Origin of the sequence: Leptospira noumeaensis (genome assembly GCF_004770765.1) — a bacterium.
In the GTDB taxonomy this organism is placed as follows: domain Bacteria; phylum Spirochaetota; class Leptospiria; order Leptospirales; family Leptospiraceae; genus Leptospira_A; species Leptospira_A noumeaensis.
Genome location: NZ_RQFK01000014.1, coordinates 48,640 through 66,246, shown reverse-complemented (window position 1 = coordinate 66,246; position 17,607 = coordinate 48,640). Strand labels below are relative to the sequence as shown.

At 39.5% G+C, this 17,607-nt stretch carries 16 protein-coding genes and 1 tRNA gene; 8 read left to right on the top strand and 9 right to left on the bottom strand.

Annotation, left to right across the window (positions count from 1 at the left end; genetic code table 11):
• Positions 1–24: 24 nt before the first annotated feature.
• Together EHQ24_RS06325 and EHQ24_RS06320 are read left to right on the top strand one after the other, a co-directional pair.
• Positions 25–1,008, top strand: coding sequence for a malate dehydrogenase (locus EHQ24_RS06325; protein WP_135600831.1), 984 nt, complete (start codon positions 25–27; stop codon positions 1,006–1,008).
• A gap of 349 nt (positions 1,009–1,357) precedes the next feature.
• Positions 1,358–3,460, top strand: coding sequence for a hypothetical protein (locus tag EHQ24_RS06320; protein ID WP_135600830.1), 2,103 nt, complete (start codon positions 1,358–1,360; stop codon positions 3,458–3,460).
• Between the two features lie 49 nt (positions 3,461–3,509).
• On the opposite strand, the gene EHQ24_RS06315 is transcribed toward EHQ24_RS06320, so the two are convergent.
• Positions 3,510–4,373 carry an alpha/beta fold hydrolase gene (locus EHQ24_RS06315; RefSeq protein ID WP_135600829.1) on the bottom strand — a complete coding sequence of 288 codons (864 nt, stop codon included), beginning with the start codon at positions 4,371–4,373 and terminating at the stop codon, positions 3,510–3,512.
• Positions 4,374–4,550: 177 nt separating this feature from the next.
• Between EHQ24_RS06315 and EHQ24_RS06310 the strand changes: the two genes are divergently transcribed.
• Positions 4,551–4,979: a MarR family winged helix-turn-helix transcriptional regulator gene (locus EHQ24_RS06310; protein ID WP_135600828.1), complete on the top strand. Its 429-nt coding sequence runs from the start codon at positions 4,551–4,553 to the stop codon at positions 4,977–4,979.
• On the opposite strand, the gene prmC is transcribed toward EHQ24_RS06310, so the two are convergent.
• From prmC to fusA, 7 genes are all read right to left on the bottom strand, one after another.
• The gene (prmC, locus tag EHQ24_RS06305) at positions 4,971–5,855 is read right to left on the bottom strand and encodes a peptide chain release factor N(5)-glutamine methyltransferase (RefSeq protein WP_135600827.1); all 885 of its coding nucleotides are present in this window, start codon (positions 5,853–5,855) and stop codon (positions 4,971–4,973) included. The genes EHQ24_RS06310 and prmC overlap by 9 nt on opposite strands.
• 6 nt (positions 5,856–5,861) lie before the next feature.
• Positions 5,862–5,934, bottom strand: a tRNA-Arg gene (locus EHQ24_RS06300).
• 2 nt (positions 5,935–5,936) lie between these two features.
• Positions 5,937–6,569 carry a Crp/Fnr family transcriptional regulator gene (locus EHQ24_RS06295; RefSeq protein ID WP_167483061.1) on the bottom strand — a complete coding sequence of 211 codons (633 nt, stop codon included), beginning with the start codon at positions 6,567–6,569 and terminating at the stop codon, positions 5,937–5,939.
• A gap of 11 nt (positions 6,570–6,580) precedes the next feature.
• A complete protein-coding gene (locus EHQ24_RS06290) occupies positions 6,581–7,633 on the bottom strand; it encodes a tetratricopeptide repeat protein (protein WP_135600825.1) in 1,053 nt (350 codons plus the stop codon).
• 25 nt (positions 7,634–7,658) lie between these two features.
• On the bottom strand, positions 7,659–8,888 hold the full coding sequence (locus EHQ24_RS06285; protein WP_135600824.1) for an amidohydrolase family protein: 1,230 nt from the start codon (positions 8,886–8,888) through the stop codon (positions 7,659–7,661).
• Complete coding sequence (locus EHQ24_RS06280) at positions 8,888–9,526, bottom strand: LIC_10271 family cell wall hydrolase (RefSeq protein ID WP_135600823.1); 639 nt, start codon at positions 9,524–9,526, stop codon at positions 8,888–8,890. Before EHQ24_RS06280 ends, EHQ24_RS06285 begins: the two co-directional genes overlap by 1 nt.
• A gap of 103 nt (positions 9,527–9,629) precedes the next feature.
• Positions 9,630–11,747 carry an elongation factor G gene (gene fusA, locus EHQ24_RS06275; protein WP_135600822.1) on the bottom strand — a complete coding sequence of 706 codons (2,118 nt, stop codon included), beginning with the start codon at positions 11,745–11,747 and terminating at the stop codon, positions 9,630–9,632.
• Between the two features lie 126 nt (positions 11,748–11,873).
• Between fusA and EHQ24_RS06270 the strand changes: the two genes are divergently transcribed.
• The 5 genes from EHQ24_RS06270 to EHQ24_RS06250 are packed head-to-tail and all read left to right on the top strand — an operon-like array spanning position 11,874 to position 16,683.
• On the top strand, positions 11,874–13,400 hold the full coding sequence (locus EHQ24_RS06270) for a TrkH family potassium uptake protein (protein ID WP_135600821.1): 1,527 nt from the start codon (positions 11,874–11,876) through the stop codon (positions 13,398–13,400).
• 45 nt (positions 13,401–13,445) lie between these two features.
• Entirely contained in the window at positions 13,446–14,480 is a 1,035-nt protein-coding gene (locus EHQ24_RS06265) for a hypothetical protein (protein ID WP_135600820.1), read from the top strand.
• Entirely contained in the window at positions 14,477–15,376 is a 900-nt protein-coding gene (locus EHQ24_RS06260) for a decaprenyl-phosphate phosphoribosyltransferase (RefSeq protein ID WP_135600819.1), read from the top strand. Before EHQ24_RS06265 ends, EHQ24_RS06260 begins: the two co-directional genes overlap by 4 nt.
• Positions 15,377–15,382: 6 nt before the next feature.
• Positions 15,383–15,892, top strand: coding sequence for a TlpA family protein disulfide reductase (locus tag EHQ24_RS06255; RefSeq protein ID WP_135600818.1), 510 nt, complete (start codon positions 15,383–15,385; stop codon positions 15,890–15,892).
• Between the two features lie 17 nt (positions 15,893–15,909).
• On the top strand, positions 15,910–16,683 hold the full coding sequence (locus EHQ24_RS06250) for a hypothetical protein (protein WP_135600817.1): 774 nt from the start codon (positions 15,910–15,912) through the stop codon (positions 16,681–16,683).
• A gap of 7 nt (positions 16,684–16,690) precedes the next feature.
• Here the strand turns inward: EHQ24_RS06250 and EHQ24_RS06245 are convergent, their stop codons facing one another.
• Entirely contained in the window at positions 16,691–17,554 is an 864-nt protein-coding gene (locus EHQ24_RS06245; protein WP_135600816.1) for a hypothetical protein, read from the bottom strand.
• Positions 17,555–17,607: the final 53 nt, after the last annotated feature.

Below are 17,607 nucleotides of genomic sequence, written 5' to 3'. Positions count from 1 at the left end.
ATTATAAAATTTAAGGAAAATTATATGAGCAAAAAAGTAAAAGTTGCTGTTACTGGTGCTGCCGGACAAATCGGATACGCACTCCTATTTCGTATCGCTTCAGGACAAATGTTTGGACCTGACACCGCAGTGGAACTCCAATTATTGGAATTAGAACAAGCCCTTCCTGCCGCTAAAGGTGTTATCATGGAATTGGACGACTGTGCTTTCCCTCTTTTGGAAAAAGTATCTGTTTCTTCTAACATTGATGAGGCGTTCCGTGACATCAACTGGGCACTACTTGTTGGTTCTGTTCCAAGAAAAGCGGGAATGGAAAGGGGAGACCTTCTTAAAATCAACGGTGGAATTTTTACAACACAAGGAAAAGCTATCGAAAAGAATGCTGCCAGTGACGTAAGAGTTCTTGTTGTAGGAAACCCATGTAATACAAACGCTCTCATTGCTATGAACAACGCCAAAGGTGTTCCGTCTGACAGATGGTTTGCGATGACTGGTCTTGATGAAAACCGTGCAAAAACACAACTCGCTCAAAAAGCAGGTGTTCTTGTGAAAGACGTATCTAACGTTGCGATTTGGGGAAACCACTCGGCAACCCAATACCCTGACTTCTACAATGCAAAAATCAAAGGAAAACCAGCAACAGATTTGATTTCTGACACAGAATGGTTGAAAGGTGATTTCATCTCTACCGTTCAAAAACGTGGAGCAGCCATCATCGCAGCACGTGGAGCATCTTCTGCAGCATCGGCTGCAAACGCGGTAGTTGACACAGTGCATAACATTGTGACTCCTACAAAAGCTGGCGACTGGTTCAGTGCTGCATGTCACTCCAATGGAGAGTATGGTGTGGACAAAGGTCTTATCTTTGGATACCCACTCAAGTCTGATGGTAAAAAAGTAGAGATCGTCACTGGTCTTGAAATCAATGCTTTTGGTAAGGAAAAATTTGACATCACTCACAACGAGTTGAAAGAAGAAAGAAACGAAGTCAAAGATATGTTAGGTTAATCCTAATATTTACATTTTCCTAGATTCTTAAAACCCGTTTACCGTAAGGTGGCGGGTTTTTTTATGTGCAACTAATAGAATATTATGACATATTTATTGACTTAATATAGTTTAGAAATTATTTTTTGAATGTGTTTCCCTTCCATCAAATTTTATCTTTTTATTTGTAATCATTTCCACTATATCCTGCTCGGTGCCCCAACTGAATCATGTTTGTGATGTAAATTCGCGTACATTTTGGGAGACCATACTCATTAAAATTGCGATTGTGGATCGAAGTCCTCATTGCGGTATAAAACTTGATTTCCCGGCTTCTAAAGTAAATTTTCGATGGGGTACTAACGGTGATGTGAAGGTCGTAAAAGAATGGAATGGTCATGTTTACTTTGCCGGTAATTTCACTAAGGTCGGAGTCCCGGTTGGCGGAGGGAGTTTGGTTAATTTAGAAACGGGAACTATTTTTCCGACGGAAGAGTTTATGAACTTCAATGATTTAGGAGCGGCACGCATTACTAGTGCCGTGTTAGATGGAGTGGGTGGAATTTTTGTATCAGGAAATTTCCAAATCGCAAACACCAAACCCAGAACATATTTGGCTCATTTCCTTTCCGATGGAAAGTTAGATCCCAATTTCAATGTGGTGATCAATAATGTTGTGAATAAAGTTACCATTCATGCAGGAGTTTTATATCTTTTAGGTGACTTTACGGCCGTAAATGGAAATACGCGAAACTATTTAGCAGCCATTGATTTGACTTCCGGCCAAGTCAATTCTTGGAACCCAAATCCAGATGTCCAACCGAGTGATATCGCCTTTGGTGACGGAGTTGCTTTTGTCGTGGGTGGGTATTTTTCTTCGTTAGGTGGCCAAATTCGGCAATTTGTCGGAGCCGTTGACTTGGTTAGTGGAACTGCAACAGGTTGGCAACCATCAATTGCAGGAGCATCGGTAAAAACAGTTTCTCATTCCGGTGGGGTTGTCTATATCGGAGGAAATTTTACGAGTATCAATTCAAACACTCGGAATAATTTAGCAGCGATTAATGCTTCGGATGGGCTTACAACTTCTTGGAATCCTAATGTTGATGGTGAGGTTACCAAATTACTGATTCGTGGAGAGAAAGCATATTTCGGCGGAAGTTTCACATTGGTTGGCGGTAGCACTCCTCGGGATTTTCTTGCCAGAGTTTCTCTGACAGGTTCTGGGGCCCCAGACAATTGGGCTCCTGCCATTTCAAGTTATTCTTTAAACCCTTTAGAGGATGTTTATGAAACAAATGATTCCGTGTTTTTTGTCGGAAATTTTGATTCCGTAAATGGACAATCAAGGGCCAGCGCAGCCAAAGTAGATTCCGTTTTCGGAACAGCCACTGATTCATGGAATCCTGGTTTGTACGATAGTGGTACAAACTTTGCAACAAAGTCCATTCTTCCATGGAACAACCGTTTGTTTATTGGTGGAAACTATGTATTTACTAATATTGTAGATCGTAATTATTTATTCTCCGTAGATTTAAATCATCAATCGATTACCGGTTTTTCTCCTTTTTTTAACGGACTCATCAACGATATAACCTTCCATGGAAATTATCTTTATGCATCCGGTAACTTTACCCAAGTGGGTTCCTCTACTCGTAATGGTTTTGTTGAATTGGATTTTGGAACAGCACAACCTACTAGTTGGAACCCAACATTCGGTGCCAGTGCTGGCGAGGTACAAACTTTAGCTGTTAAAGACAACGCTCTCTATGTTGGTGGTGACTTAACAACTGTAGACGCATCAAGTATCCAGCGATTGGCAAAAATAGATTTGAGTGGGACAACAAGAACTCTCCTCTGGCCCAATTTGAATTTTGATGGCTCTGTGAGGAAACTTGTCTTTAGTGAAACAGAACTTTTTGTTGCTGGTACTTTTACTTCGGTATCAGGGAATGCGAGAGCTGGTATGGTTTGTCTTAGTTTGACAGGGGCCAATGTGACAAATTTTTATCCAAATTTTACAGATCCGATCACCACTCCAAATAATATCCCTATTGGAACCACAGCGGGTTTAGGGACTATAAAAACTTTTCATATCTTTGGAGGGGCCCTTTATAGCGCAGGGGAGTTTAGTTCTGTGAATGGGCAAAGTCGTTATTTGGTGGCAGGTTTTGATTTGGAACAAAAACAACTTTTGCCATTTAATATGACAGTTCCAGGCAGTTCCGTATATGGTCTGTCAGACGATGGAAATTCCTTATATTTACTTAGTTTGAGTCAATATGATTTGAATCTAAATTTTCAAACAGCATTGGCAAAAATAGACAAAACGGGTGCAGTCGATCGTTCTTTTTCACAATTACAAAGTGGAAACCTAAGTTCATTTTCTATGATTCGAGGTGTTCCCATTGTTGTGGGAAGTTTTTATAAATGGAACCAATCTTTCACCCAGGGGATTTGGGCAGTCCAGTAGTTCCGATTAAATCAAAAAGAAAAGAGTGAAGTAATCTAAGCCGAATCAACTAATTTATGTTTCTTCCTAACCAATTTTTCAACTGATTTAAAAATTCCTCCGGTCTTTCCAAAAAAGGTAAGTGGCTGGATTTTTCCATCACAGTCATTTGTATCTGAGGGAACTCATTTAAGATCGAATCCCAAGTATAATATGGTGCCACCTGATAGTCTTCTTTCCCCATACAAATCAAAATCGGTATGGAAAGTTTTTGGAAGTAATCGGAAACAACGATATCTCGAAACACTTCACCAAACAAATGATCAAAGGCCAATTTGTTTGTATGGATTCCTTCCCAAAATTTTCTAGAAGGAAAAGGAATTTGGTAAAAACCTTTTGCCTCCAAACTCACACAGTAATGAATAAAAAAATCCGAAGGAGTTTCCTCTATATTTTTTTGGAATTGGATTTGGTTTTCCAAATTTGTTTTTTTGCGAAGATCAGAAGCCTCTCTTTGAAAATAAACTTCTGCCTCCAACATAGGACTTCCATGGCTTGGCCCAGTGGAAATCATAACAAGGTGGGATACAAGTTCCGGATATTTCGCTGCATAAGAAAGGGCCATATACCCATGTCCAGAATGGCCAATCACTGGGCAGCTTGGGATTTCTAATTTAGTTTGGATAAAGGCAAAATCCTCTAAGAGTTTTTCCAAAGCATAATCTTCTTTTGTTTCTATATTTCCGCTGATGCGCTTGGCAAACCCTCTTTGGTCCACCACAGTGATTTGGTAATTTTCTGTAAATTCCTTAGGGATGACTCTCGGATAATACAAAGCACTCCCAATCCAAAATAGTGGAGGTCCCACTGTGTTGTTCTGTGCGACTTGGAGGGCAAATCCCTCTCTTTCGATAATTCCATATTTCCATTCCATAACATTTCCTTAAAGGTACCGGGACTTTTCTATTTTTTGTGTTTTGAATATAGTTGTAATATGCAACCATATGGTTGCTATTTGCAACTAAAAAAGACTTGAAGGATTTTGTCAAACATATGAACTCTAGTTGTGAAAGGAAATGGGATAAGAAACTCAAACTACCTGGGAATTTATATGAGTGAAACTTTGCTGCTGATGAGGCGGTTTCTTTCTGACGAATTTACAAAAAACAAAATTGGGATGCGGTTTGAAGAATGGATGTTACTCCTCCCTTTGTCTGAATCGGTAAATATCAATCAAAAAGAATTGAGTGAGCGGTTGGTAAAAGACAAAACCACTATTTCTAGACTCGTGGATGGTTGGGTGAAAAAATCATGGGTGAAACGAGAGGTCTCTAGGTCAGACAAACGCCAATTCTATTTACGGTTTACCAAAAAAGGAAAAGAGGTTTGGGAGAAGGGGCTTCCTATCATATCCTCGGCTGACCTAGTATTTAGAAATCATTTAACAGAGACAGACGAAAAAGAACTCTATTTATTACTTTTTAAAATTCAATCATCGGTGCAGCTAGTAGGTAAATCTAAATCAAAAGAATTAGGATAGGGCAGGAACTTCAGCAAATAAAAACCGTTCTTTCTTAGAACTATCTAAAATTTTCTTAAGTGCCACAAAACCCAAACTTTTTGCCATCTCTTCCAGTTCTGATATGTACAAAGGATGGGTTTCCATCATTAGTTTCCCTCCTGGTTTCAGCCTGGTTTTTGCCGCAGATAACAACCGTTTGTGGAATTCTTGAAAGTTAGGAACAAAAAGTGCCAGATGTGGCTCATAGTCGAGAACATCTGGCATTATCTCTGGTTTTTCTGATTCAGGGATATAAGGAGGATTGGAAACAATCAAATCAAATTGTAAACCATCCGGGAGTGCCAAATCCAAATCAGAAACATAAAAATTGGCTCTCTCGTTTAAGTTGTATTTTTCTGCATTACGCCGGCTCATTTCAATGGCTTTTTCGGAAAGATCGGAAAGAGTCACAACACTTGTGGGTAGAAGTTGTGTTAGGCTAAGGCCAATGCACCCACTTCCCGAACAAAGATCCCAGATTTGAATTTCTTTTGGTTCGATGAGGGATAGTTCTTCCTTTTTTTTCCAAAGGTAATCCACAAGTTCTTCGGTTTCTGGTCTTGGGATGAGGACATCTTCCGAAACAAAATATTCAAATTTATGAAATCCTTTTTTACCGGTGATGTAAGCGACTGGTTTTCGTTTGCTTCGTTCTACAATCCGTTCTCTGTAAGTATCAATTTCTTTTTGGCCGAGAGGCATTTCAAATTGAGAGTAGAGTTTGATTCGGGGAAGGTTTAACAGATCAGAAAGGATCCATTCTGCATCCACACGAGGGTTTGGAATTTCCTTTTTTTCAAGAAATTCTGTGGACCGTTTTAAATAATAAAGTAGGGTTCCTGGTTGTTCCGCCATATCTTTTGCCCCCAACAGGATTCGAACCTGTGTCCCCAGTTTAGGAAACTAGTGCTCTATCCACCTGAGCTATGGGAGCTTTTACGTAGGTTTACGTTTCTGATTCACTATCCTTTGGAAATCGGAGATATTGTGAATAACAATTTTATCTGGATAGAGATCAAGTTTGCCTGTTTTTACGTATTGCATCAGAACCTTTTGGACTTCGCCTACAGGTTGGGCACACCAATTGGCAATGTCATCCACGGTTGCAGAAAGGATAATTTCGTTATACACATCATTGTTGTATTGTTTTTCGTATAACATAATAAATACGTCGCACACCTTTCCGATGATATCATCCATAAGAAGGATCATTAAGCGGCGTTTTTGGTCATAAATTCGAAAGGAAAAAATATGAAGGAGTTTCATCGCAAGTGCTGGGTTTTTTGTCATCAGCATTTCGAAATTCGCACGGTTGAAGTTTAGGGCTTTGACTTCTGTTACGGCAATGGCAGTGGCAGAACGAGGTTGTTCCTCTAAAATGGCCATCTCTCCCAAAATATCTCCAGCTTCCAAAACATCTAGGGTTTTGATACTGGTTCCAATGGTTTTTGTAATTTTGACCTTCCCTTCTTTGATGAGGTAAAAGTCATTTCCGGGTTCGTATTCACAAAACAATACTTCGTTTGGTTGGAAAACCTTTCCAAATTTCCCAAACATAGCTTCTAACATTTGGTCATTCACTATCTGCCTCCTTTGAGTTTGGATTTAGCATCTTCCGAGATACTATCATCCAAAGGTGGCATTTGAGTTACCTTTTGGAATAACTGTTTGGATTTTTCTTTATCACCAGATGCTTCTGTAGCAAGCGCTAGGTGGTAAAGATTTTCTTTGAGTAAAAGACCTTTTGGGTATTTTTTAATAAAATTAGAAAAATGACTTATGGCACTCGGGTAATCTTTTGCTTTGAAACTAGACTTACCCATATAAAATAATGAGTTTTCTACAAACTGTTCTTCTTCTTGGGTAACGGAATCTGTTCTTTCCGAAACGACTTTGAATAGATCGATGGAATCCGCATACTTCCCTGCATTCATAAGTGTGGAGGCTTTGTCATATTGGGAAAGAATGGAATTGGGATCCACACTGGAACTTGAGTTCTGTGCAGGAACTGCCATTGTTTTTAACATTTCCTGGAGTTTGCCCGCTTGTGCACCAGGTTCCGGTTTGTAAACTAACTCTTGTATGGTGAGAGGGAATGGTGTTTTTTTTCGCGCTAAATCGACGAGTTGTCTTGCACGATCAGTGTACATTCCGTCCGGATAATGTTGTAAATACTTTTCGAAAGCATAAGCAGCATGTTCAAAATTGCCATTTTTATAAAAAACTTCGGCAACATTCATAAGTTCGAAAGCTGGGTTCTTGGCTTCCCCTTGGCCGAGGATTTCCCTAACCTGGCGGTGGACTTGCCGGAGTTGGCTCGAAAACACCTTTAGCATTTTGATGATGAGATGGGTTTTGTCTGAGACAAATTTTTCGAATTCTGGAACTTTGAAGACAAGAACTGTAGCGGCTCCTATGACTTGAGCCGTCTCTTCCCTTGGGTAACGACCTATGGCACTCTTAACTCCGAAAAACTCACCGAGTTTTACGTCCTCTTTTAGTTCCATACCGTTGATATTCGTGTAAGTTAGTACAACACGACCTTTTTGTAGTACAAAGATATCCTCCGCCTTGTCTTTCTCGAAGTAGACGATGGAACCTCCTTTGTAATTACGTACTATGGGACCTGACAACTCATGCCTCGCTTGCGCTTCATTTTCAAAAATTAGGTAAAAAAGCCAAACTCTTTTTATAACCGACGCTGTCAGAAACTTGTTTCAAGAGTTTTTTTGGTGAACCAGCAACCAATTTAATTTTACTATCAATGGATAATTCTTCCGTTTCTAAACCAAAATGTAAGAAGAGCGAGCGGTATTCTTCTGATCCATAAATTGGATATCCATCAATCACAACTAGATCGATCATTTTCCAGGAAAGTTCTGAAACGTGGATTTCTGTATCTTTTTTATCATCGTTGATTATAAGTAAATCTGCAGAAAGACCTGGCATGAGGGCATCAGGATTTCCTAATCGAAAGGCTTTTCTTGGATTTTCCGTAATCATTTTGAGTAAGGTGGATTCCGGTAATTCTTCTCCATACAGACCAAAGTAAATTGATTTTGCAGTTTTTAATTCTTCTAAAAGATTTAAGGAGCCACTGGGCGAATAATCTGTCCCCAAACATACGTTAACTCCCATATCTAAAAAGAGTTTGATATTGGTAGTTCTTCCAAAGACATGAAGGTTAGAAGTAGGGCACCAAACTACGGATGCACCTTTTTCTAAAATTTTTTCCACTTCTTTTGCACCAAATGGCAAACAATGAACGAGTACAGAGTGTTCACCTAGTGCATCCATTTTTTCTAACAAACGAAGGGATTGTTTGGAATCATCATCTAAACCTTCTGCGAGATGTGTCACAAATGGAAGGCCTGCATGTTCTGCCATTCTGTATTCTAACGCTGGACCCTCTCCCCAACCTAAACTATAATTTCCAATGGAATGGGCTAATGTGTAATCCGTGATAAGTTTTACTGGAAGGATTCCTCTGAATGGATTTTGAACATGATGAGGGATATGATCAAAAACAGTTGTAACGCCAGAAAAGAGATTTTTATAAGCACCGAGGTAATATAAAATTTCAGGATCGACTTGTTGGCGTTCAGCAAAAACTCCCGAACTTTTGTATAAATTGTCATAAGACAGCCAAGATTTGTGTTTTTCATTTCCTCCTACTTTCGGGAGGTAACTTGCTAGCAGGTGGTCATGGGAGTTGATAAAACCAGGATAAACTTTTTTTCCTTTCAGTGAAATTGCAATAGAATCATTGTTTGGTGATAGGTTTGTATCAATTTTAGAAATTTTTTCACCTTCAACAAACAGGTCATTCGTTTCTAATTTTCCATTCCGATAAACAGAAGCTGATTGGAAAAGGATCGAGTTCGCCATTAAATTCCTCCCTCCAAAATTCGTTCGGGGTTTAAACTCTGTTTTTGTTTGTTCACTTGGAAGTAGAGGCCTTTTTCTTTTCCTAAAATTCCGAGTCGGTCTTTGGACTTTACCTCTTGGCCTTCTGTGACCTGGATTCGCTCCAAGTTTCCATAAACAGAATAGAGTCCGTTTTGGTGTTCTAGAACTACAAAGTTTTCATACCCATCCATATAATCTACATGTACTACTTTTCCAGGAAGACTGGCACGTACAAGAGAAGATGTGCCCCTTGCAAATTGGATCCCTTTATGAGGATCGTAAGTGAGTTCTGAAAACTTCTTTGTGATTCGTTCTTTCTTATCCAAAGGGTGGGAAGGTTTTTCTTTGATGAATGATTCGGGTGAAACTGAAATTTTTTCATTTCCTTTGGGAATCCGAAGTAGCTCTTTTTCATAGAGGTTTTCGGCGGTGGTGCGGCCATTTAACTTGGCTAAGGTTTCTGCGGAAATTTTGAATTTTCTAGCAATCCCAAACCAGGAATCGCCTTTGACCACTCGGTAAGAAGATGGGATTTCCGATTTTGGACTTTGTTTGGCGGAAACTGGAGATAAAAGAAAGAACCCTAAAAAAATTAGATAGAATCGAAGTTTTCGCATCCGCTGTCCTTTCTAAATGTATCGACAGCTAAAAGAGAGAGGGCAATAAAAAAGGCGGGTTCCCCCGCCTTTTCCAAGATAGAACTAAGAGAAGAAATGATGATTATTCTTCGTCTTTGTTGTTGACCTTGTATTTTTTCATCAGTTCGTCTGCCACGTTTCTTGGAACAGGAGCATACTTGGAAAATTCCATAGCAAACTCTGCTTTTCCTTGAGTAGAGGAACGAAGAACAGTGGAGTAACCAAACATGTCAGCAAGAGGAACTTCTGCTTCGATCTTAGCATAACCATTTTCTTCGGTTGTGTTTAAGATCATACCACGTCTTTGGTTTACGGAAGCAAGGATCGCACCTTGGAATTCAGTTGGGCCTTCTACTTCCACTCTCATGATTGGTTCGAGAATGATAGGAGCTGCTTTTCCAAATCCTTGGCGGAACCCGTAACGAGCACCAATTTGGAAGGCCATATCCGATGAATCCACATCATGGTAAGCACCGTCATTGATCACACAACGAACTCCAATGATAGGGAATCCAATGAGAGATCCTCTTTCTAAACAAGAACGGAAACCCTTATCACAAGAACCGATGTATTCGCGAGGGATGGAACCACCCACGATTTTATCTACGAATTCGTAGTCCTTTCCTTCTTCTTGTGGGATCGGTTCAATATAACCAGCCACACGAGAGAACTGACCTTGACCACCAGTTTGTTTTTTATGAGTGTAGTCAAATTCTGCGGACTTAGTGATGGTTTCACGGTAAGCTACTTGCGGTGCTCCCGTGACTAGATCCACTCCGTATTCCCGTTTCATACGTTCGATATAAACTTCGAGGTGGAGTTCTCCCATTCCTTTGATGATGGTTTGTCCAGACTCTTTATCGATTTCTGTTTGGAAGGTAGGATCTTCCTTAGTGAATCGGTTGAGTGCCTTCGCAAGGTTTGGAAGTTGTTTTGATTCTTTACATTCAATGGTAAGAGAGATCACCGGATTTGGAACGAACATGGACTCCATAGTCACTTTTGCTTTTCCATCAGTGAATGTATCCCCAGAGGCACAATCGATACCGAATAGAGCAACGATATCCCCAGCTTCTGCCTTAGAAATATCTTCCATATCGTTTGAGTGCATACGAACAAGACGACCAATGTTATGGCGTTTGTTGTTAGAAGAGTTGTAGATCGTCATACCTTTTTCAAGTCTACCTTGGTAAACACGAACGTAAGTTAACTGACCGTAACGACCATCTTCTAGTTTGAATGCGAGGCAAACTAATGGTTTTTCTGGATCTGATTCTAAGTTGAATTCGTTTTCTTCGTTTCCGATTTCTTTTGCTTTGTTCTCTACATCATAAGGAGATGCAAGGTAATCAGCAACTCCATCTAGAAGTCTTTGAACCCCTTTGTTTTTAAAGGCAGAACCCATAAATACAGGAACAAATTTAAGGGCAAGAACACCGCGACGAATCGCTTCTCTGATTCGAGCTTCTGTAGGTGCACCTTCTAACATCTCTTCTGTGAGTTCATCACTGAAAAGAGAAACTGCATCAAGAAGAGCTTCACGTTTTTCGTTAGCTTGGTTTTTTAATTCATCAGGGATGTCAGTGATTTTGATATCTTGTCCGTTTGGCCCTTCGAAATAATACGCTTTCATCTCTACTAGGTCAACAATCCCTTTCAGATCGTTTTCGAGTCCGATAGGAAGTTGTACCGCATGTGCATTGAGGTGGAGTTTTTCACGAAGTTGTTCGATCACACGCCATGGGTTAGCACCTGTACGGTCGAGTTTGTTGATAAAAGCAACACGAGGAACACTATAACGTTTCATCTGACGGTCAACAGTGATGGACTGAGACTGAACGCCCGCAACCCCACAAAGAACCATAATCGCAGAGTCAAGTACGCGTAAGGATCGTTCTACTTCGATCGTGAAGTCAACGTGACCCGGAGTGTCGATGATATTGATCGTAATGTCTTTCCAAGTTGCATAAGTTGCTGCCGACTGGATAGTGATCCCTCTTTCTCTTTCAAGATCCATACTGTCCATAGTCGCACCCACACCGTCTTTACCACGTACTTCGTGGATGGCGTGAATTTTGTTCGTATAAAATAAAATACGTTCTGTAAGGGTTGTTTTCCCTGAGTCAATGTGTGCGGAAATTCCGATGTTACGGATTCTTTCCAATTTGGGGTCGCGTTTTGTTTCTGTCGCAGAGGTCATATTTTCCTCAAAAATAAGGTTAAAGTTGAATTGATTCTACCAAAATCTGAAATCGACCGCGTTTGTAAAGTACTTGGGATTTTTGGTCAAAGGGAAAATCCTGGAGAAAGTAGAGATTAGGGGAATATGCCGCTAGCGCGATTCAATCGATTTTTTCGAACACTGTCCTTTGCCCGAGTGGTTTGTTTGGGTTTTTTTGCGGCCATCCTTTTGGGATCCCTAGCCCTCTATATTTCTGAAAGGGGAGAACTTTCCTATGTGGATAGTTTTTACCTTTCCGCTTCCTCCATTTGTGTCACAGGACTCTCTCCCGTCCGCCTTTCGGGACTGGAACATTCCACCCATTGGATTATGCTTTTTCTCATCCAACTGGGTGGACTTGGGATCATCAGTTTTACGGTGATTGTTGGCTTTCTCATCACCCAGGGGATTTCGCGGAACGCTCGTTTCAATGCCTTTGTGGGAGCAGCCATTGATACCCAAGCGGAGACAGAATCTCTTGCCACAAACGAAGTCAATCGGATGTTACTTTCCATTATCAATATATCTTTTTCGTTAGAAATACTCGGAGCCATCGGGCTCTATCTCCATATGCCGGAAGGAGTGGAGGAAGGTAACAGTCGTTGGTTCTTTTCTCTTTTCACTGCCATCTCTTCTTTTAATAACGCGGGGTTTTCTATCACAGATGATCTCAGTGCCTTAAGGTTAGATCCATTTTCGTTGTACATCGTTTCGGGTCTTGTGATCTTTGGAGGGATTGGATTTCCCGTGATCATTCTTTTAGAAAAATTTCTCCTCACAGTATTTGTGCGGATTGTTTACCGGATAGAAGTAATGGCTGAAACTTTGATGATGGAAAAAGCCTTAAAAACTGGTAATGTTCCTAGGCTTTTATTACTTCCTGCTCAGTTTTCTGCATTTTTAGAAAACCGGTTGGGTGATTATAACAAACATTTACGTGGGGAAACCACAAGGATCCAATCGAAAGTTTTGGTTTATGGTTCTTTCGCCTTGCTTTTGTTTGGTTTTGTAGGGATTTATTTTTTAGAACGGTTTAATCCTCATACCTTCCACGAGTTAGCTTTTGTCGATAAAATATCTAATGCCTTTTTTATGTCGGTATGTTCTCGTACGGCTGGATTTTCAACAATGGATTTAGGTCATTTGAATGATGCCACTGTCATTATCATTACTGTATTAATGTTTATTGGAGGTGGTCCTCAAGGAACCGCCGGTGGTATTAAAATTACTACGTTTGTATTGTTACTGGCTTACTTAAAAAATGTGATTCAACCCTCAAAACCGGTAATGTTGTTTGGTGAAATAGTTTCCAAAAACTCTGTGGCCGTTGCCATCCGTGTTTACTTTTTAGCTACCATCGCTTTGGCATTTATCTTTATTTTTCTCGGGATTTTGGATCAAAACCAACATTCTCTCCATGTGATTTTTTTTGAACTTATCTCCTCTTTTTCCACGGTTGGTTTTAGTTTGAACTTAACATCCCAACTGGGGGACATTGAAAAGTTATTTTATGCTGCTGTGATGTATGTGGGACGAGTTGGGATTTTTACGGTTCTCATCGCAGCCACGGGTCACTCTGGGGTTCCAAAAATGGGAACTGTCGACGATGGTGTGAAAATCCAAGTCGGTTAGAATCCAGATAAAAATCAGTTTTAGTATTTTGAGGATAGGGAAGACTTGGTATTTGTGAAATTAAGCATTCGAAATCTATTGTTTTCCACCTGGAAGAGCCCGGTTTTATCTACGTCTGAACTTGAATTAGAGAAGGGAAAAGAATCTCAAAAAAAAGGGTTATCTTTACTCGAGTCCCGATTGGAATCCATAGAACTTCTTATGGCGAGTGACAAATGGGAGGATGCCAAACTTCTATTTCGTTACCTAACTTATGACCTCGTAAACTTTCAACTGACAAGAACTGACCAAAAAGAAATTCCATTTGGGGAAGATCTTTCGCATTTTTCCATCCCAGAATCAGAGAAAAAATTCAAACCATTTCGGTTTTTAGAGTCCTTCGGAAAACTAGCAGAACTTTCAGGTAAGGAACTGGATGAATACTTTTCTTATGCCCTTGATACTTATGAATTTCTTTTAGAAGAATCCAAAAAAGATTTTAAGGCGCGTTATACGACTGCCCTCGACCGGTTTCAGCGGATCAAACAAATCCGAATTATTTTTTTAAGTGTTGTTTTATCTCTCAGTCTTTTCGGATACCTTTATTACCAATACAAATATCCAGTGTTGAAAGACCAAAGTATCAAAATTTTTACCTTTGTGAATAAGGATAAACCTGAAACTTCCGAAGCAAGGATGGTTTCATTACCAGTTCTGAAAAAAGATATTGGTAATTGGGTGGAGTTCCAATTTGAACTTAACGAATCCATGTCCAATTTTGGAGGCCTTCGGATTGATCCTCTCGAACAAAGAGGGATTCATTTTGTTTTGGATCAAATTAGGATCTTTGATTCCCAAGGTAAGGAAATCTATTTTAAAAAAATAGTTGTGAGTCCTAATTTACTCCCTGAAGATTACCAAGATTTTTTGAAAATTATCGACATTAAAACTGCTGGTAAACAATCCCCAGGTGAAATTGTGGAAATGATTACCACAGGGTCTGATCCTCAAATCCAACTGGTATTCCCAACTCTAAATGATGCAAAAAAAATTCAGTTCAAAATGAAATACATTGAAGCCCATAAAGTGAAGAAAAAATGATCTATCTATATCTCAAACTAATGCGAGTTCCCCAGTGGATCAAAAACGTGATCCTATTTGCTGGCTTAATTTTTTCGAAAAAAATATTTGAACTTCCATCACTAACAAAAGTTTGTTTGGCCTTTCTTTGTTTTTCGCTCGTGGCTAGTTGCCAATATGTGTTTAATGATTTTTTAGACCAAAAAGAAGACGCAACCCATCCAGAAAAAAAACATAGACCACTGGCGAGTGGGGAACTAGATTCTGGGATTGCTCTAGCCATTACCGGTGTGATTTTACCTGTGGCACTCATTGGAGCTTACAAACTTTCTCCTGTATTTTTCTACCTCACCATCTTCTATCTCCTTTTTAATATGTTATACAGCAAAGTTTTAAAACATATTGTGATTTTGGATGTAATGAGTATTTCGATCGGCTTTGTGTTACGTGCCATCGCTGGCGCTGTAGTCATTGGAGTGGAGTTTTCTCATTGGTTATTACTTTGTACATTTATGTTGGCTCTGTTTTGGGGATTTTCCAAACGTAGAGGAGAAATCAACATCCTAAAAACGGATGCAGGCAAACACAGAAAAATTCTAGAAGAATATTCTATTGAGTTTTTGGATTTGATGATGGCTGTTGTTGCTACACTCACACTCGTTAGTTACGTGATGTATACCGTGAGTCCTGAAACCGCAAAAAGTTTAGGAACTCCTTATATGGTTTATACGGTTCCGGTTGTTGTGTATGCGGTCTTTCGTTCGCTCTATATCATTTATATAAAGAACATGGGTCATAACCCAACCAAAGCCATTCTCACCGATGTTAGTGTCCTTATCTCTGGGTTTATTTGGTTGCTTCTCATCTTATTTTTAATGTTTGGGAACATATCAGGCCAACCACCAGTCTTACATTAAGAGACTATGAAAATTTGGAAGCAATTACCCTATGGATGGAAGGTGGTCTCCGCCTTTGTTTTCTTTTTTTCGACCACCCTTTGTTTTGCTTACTTTAAGGGTAGGGACACAAGACCAGGGGTTCCCATTGAAGTACTGGCAACCACACCCACGGAAGCCAATTCCTGGAAGGGACATCCCAAGGTGGTTTATTTTTGGGCCACTTGGTGTACGATCTGTAAGGCCTACGCACCCATACTCGATGCCAATTTAAGTTTTTTACCAAAATCCACCATTTTCCTTTCCGTCCTAGAAGCAGAAGATTCCGAAGAAACCAAAGAGGTTATGACAAAACTCACTCCGGAAGCCAAACATCCGATCTATGCTGCGAACTACCGAATGTTAAAGGAATGGAGAATTTCGGCCTATCCCACGACTGTTTTTTTAAATGAAGAAGGAAAGGTTGTTTTTTCAGATACAGGAATCCTTAGTCCCATTGGATTTTGGCTCCGTACTTTTCTTTTGCGGTTTTTCTAAACTGTCGATGATATAATATGGATTCTTCCTTCAAACCCAAACCGCTTTTGAACAAGTCGGAACTCCGACAAATCAAACGCAGTAAAACTCGGGTTGAAGGAAAGAAAGTCATCACTGATGACGTTAAAAAACTCAAATCTCTCAAAGTCACACCGGAACTCAGTTTCCAAGAATCACTCGACTACTACAAAGAACCCATTTGGATCGAATACTATATTCCCAAAGAATCTAGATTTGCTTTTGAAACTAAATATCTTTTTATCCTTCTTGTTGATCCTAAAATCACTGACGATCCGAGTGATGCCGAGAGAAAACGAGCTGCGGCCAGTCGTGAAATCGTAGATGTATTTGCTTATATGGAATCTCATCCAGAAGCCATAAGACTCATCGAAGACTCCTACCATTCTACAATGTCTATGCATGAAACGATTCATCATATTTTTAAAGCCTATAAAGAAACAGGGGCAACGGAAGATTTAAAAACTGCCTGTTATTTAACAGAAGCACTTTTGAAATACGAACCAACCATAGCAGGACTTACTTACTTTAGAGATTATGTAATTTATAATTTAAACTTTTTCATTCGCACCTTAAATCGACTGAAAATCGAATTTGCTTTGGAAGATGCCACTGTATCACTCCTCATTAAACGTAGAAATGAACATTGGGAATTGGAAAATCGCGAAGAAGACGAAGACTTCGATTTACTTGCAGCTCTCTTTTTTGAACAAGCTTTCCCGAACCGAGGTGCGGGAGAACTTTCCAGTGATGATATGTTACTTTTTGAATGAACTGACTTTAAGTAAACCAACGAAATAAATCTAGAATGTTTTGGATTTGCGGATGGGTTTGTATCATCTTTATATCCGTTGACTCGACAAGTGCCATTCCTATCGGGATATGTTTTTCCTGAAATGTAAACTGAAGTTTCGAAATAGGTTTCTGTGTTTCTTTCCATCCATACTCATTTTTTGATTCTTCTGTGAGTGGAAAACTTTGGAGTAACACTTGCCAAAAATCTGATTTAGATACTAAAACTTCAGATATGGTTCCAATCCCTGTTTTTAAATCCCGGTAAAGATGTTCTTTCATAAAATCTTTGATTCCAAGAGATAAAAACTGTTTTTCACTTTTTAGTTTTGTAAGTCCAGGAACGGTGATTCTTGGATCAATGACATCCCAATCCAAAATGAGAAAATGGCAAGGCCCAGTTTGGATTCTTTTGATTAGAAATTCCAAATTACCTTCGGTAAATACAGTTTGTCCCATTGCCTTTAAAAATACTGACAGATGTTTGTCTAGGTTTTGGTCTTTTGTGTAAACAACCCAAGTCAATTTTGACAAAGGTAAGGTTTTAGAAGGGAAAGTATGGATTTCTGTATATAGTTTCTCCCATAATAAGGAAACACCCATATCTTTATATTTTTCTTTTTCTGCCGTTGTAAAATTGCCGCATAATATTGGTTCAATGCTCCAGTCCAATAACTCTTTTGCAATTTCTGGTGTTGGTTTGGAAAAAAGACGAAGGGAATCTGAATGGTCTTTCCAAGTTTTCTGTGTACATTCTTTTATGACGAATCCTTGGACTTCTAACCATGAGACGAGGAGGTTTTTTTCAAGCTCCGGAAGTTGTGTCAAAACAGCACCGAATAGAGAGTCCATTACGATTGTATTTTAGTTGACCCCCCAGGCTTGAAAGTCATTTTAAAAAGCAT

What these genes read in the sequence shown, in the direction of transcription:
- EHQ24_RS06325 (WP_135600831.1), top strand. Translation starts at nt 25, where the DNA reads ATGAGCAAAAAAGTAAAAGTTGCTGTTACTGGTGCTGCCGGACAAATC.
- EHQ24_RS06315 (WP_135600829.1), bottom strand. Translation starts at nt 4,373, where the DNA reads ATGGAATGGAAATATGGAATTATCGAAAGAGAGGGATTTGCCCTCCAA.
- EHQ24_RS06285 (WP_135600824.1), bottom strand. Translation starts at nt 8,888, where the DNA reads ATGGCGAACTCGATCCTTTTCCAATCAGCTTCTGTTTATCGGAATGGA.
- fusA (WP_135600822.1), bottom strand. Translation starts at nt 11,747, where the DNA reads ATGACCTCTGCGACAGAAACAAAACGCGACCCCAAATTGGAAAGAATC.
- EHQ24_RS06250 (WP_135600817.1), top strand. Translation starts at nt 15,910, where the DNA reads ATGGATTCTTCCTTCAAACCCAAACCGCTTTTGAACAAGTCGGAACTC.
- EHQ24_RS06255 (WP_135600818.1), top strand. Translation starts at nt 15,383, where the DNA reads ATGAAAATTTGGAAGCAATTACCCTATGGATGGAAGGTGGTCTCCGCC.
- EHQ24_RS06260 (WP_135600819.1), top strand. Translation starts at nt 14,477, where the DNA reads ATGATCTATCTATATCTCAAACTAATGCGAGTTCCCCAGTGGATCAAA.
- EHQ24_RS06280 (WP_135600823.1), bottom strand. Translation starts at nt 9,526, where the DNA reads ATGCGAAAACTTCGATTCTATCTAATTTTTTTAGGGTTCTTTCTTTTA.
- EHQ24_RS06295 (WP_167483061.1), bottom strand. Translation starts at nt 6,569, where the DNA reads ATGTTAGAAGCTATGTTTGGGAAATTTGGAAAGGTTTTCCAACCAAAC.
- EHQ24_RS06245 (WP_135600816.1), bottom strand. Translation starts at nt 17,554, where the DNA reads ATGGACTCTCTATTCGGTGCTGTTTTGACACAACTTCCGGAGCTTGAA.
- prmC (WP_135600827.1), bottom strand. Translation starts at nt 5,855, where the DNA reads ATGGCGGAACAACCAGGAACCCTACTTTATTATTTAAAACGGTCCACA.
- EHQ24_RS06270 (WP_135600821.1), top strand. Translation starts at nt 11,874, where the DNA reads ATGCCGCTAGCGCGATTCAATCGATTTTTTCGAACACTGTCCTTTGCC.
- EHQ24_RS06310 (WP_135600828.1), top strand. Translation starts at nt 4,551, where the DNA reads ATGAGTGAAACTTTGCTGCTGATGAGGCGGTTTCTTTCTGACGAATTT.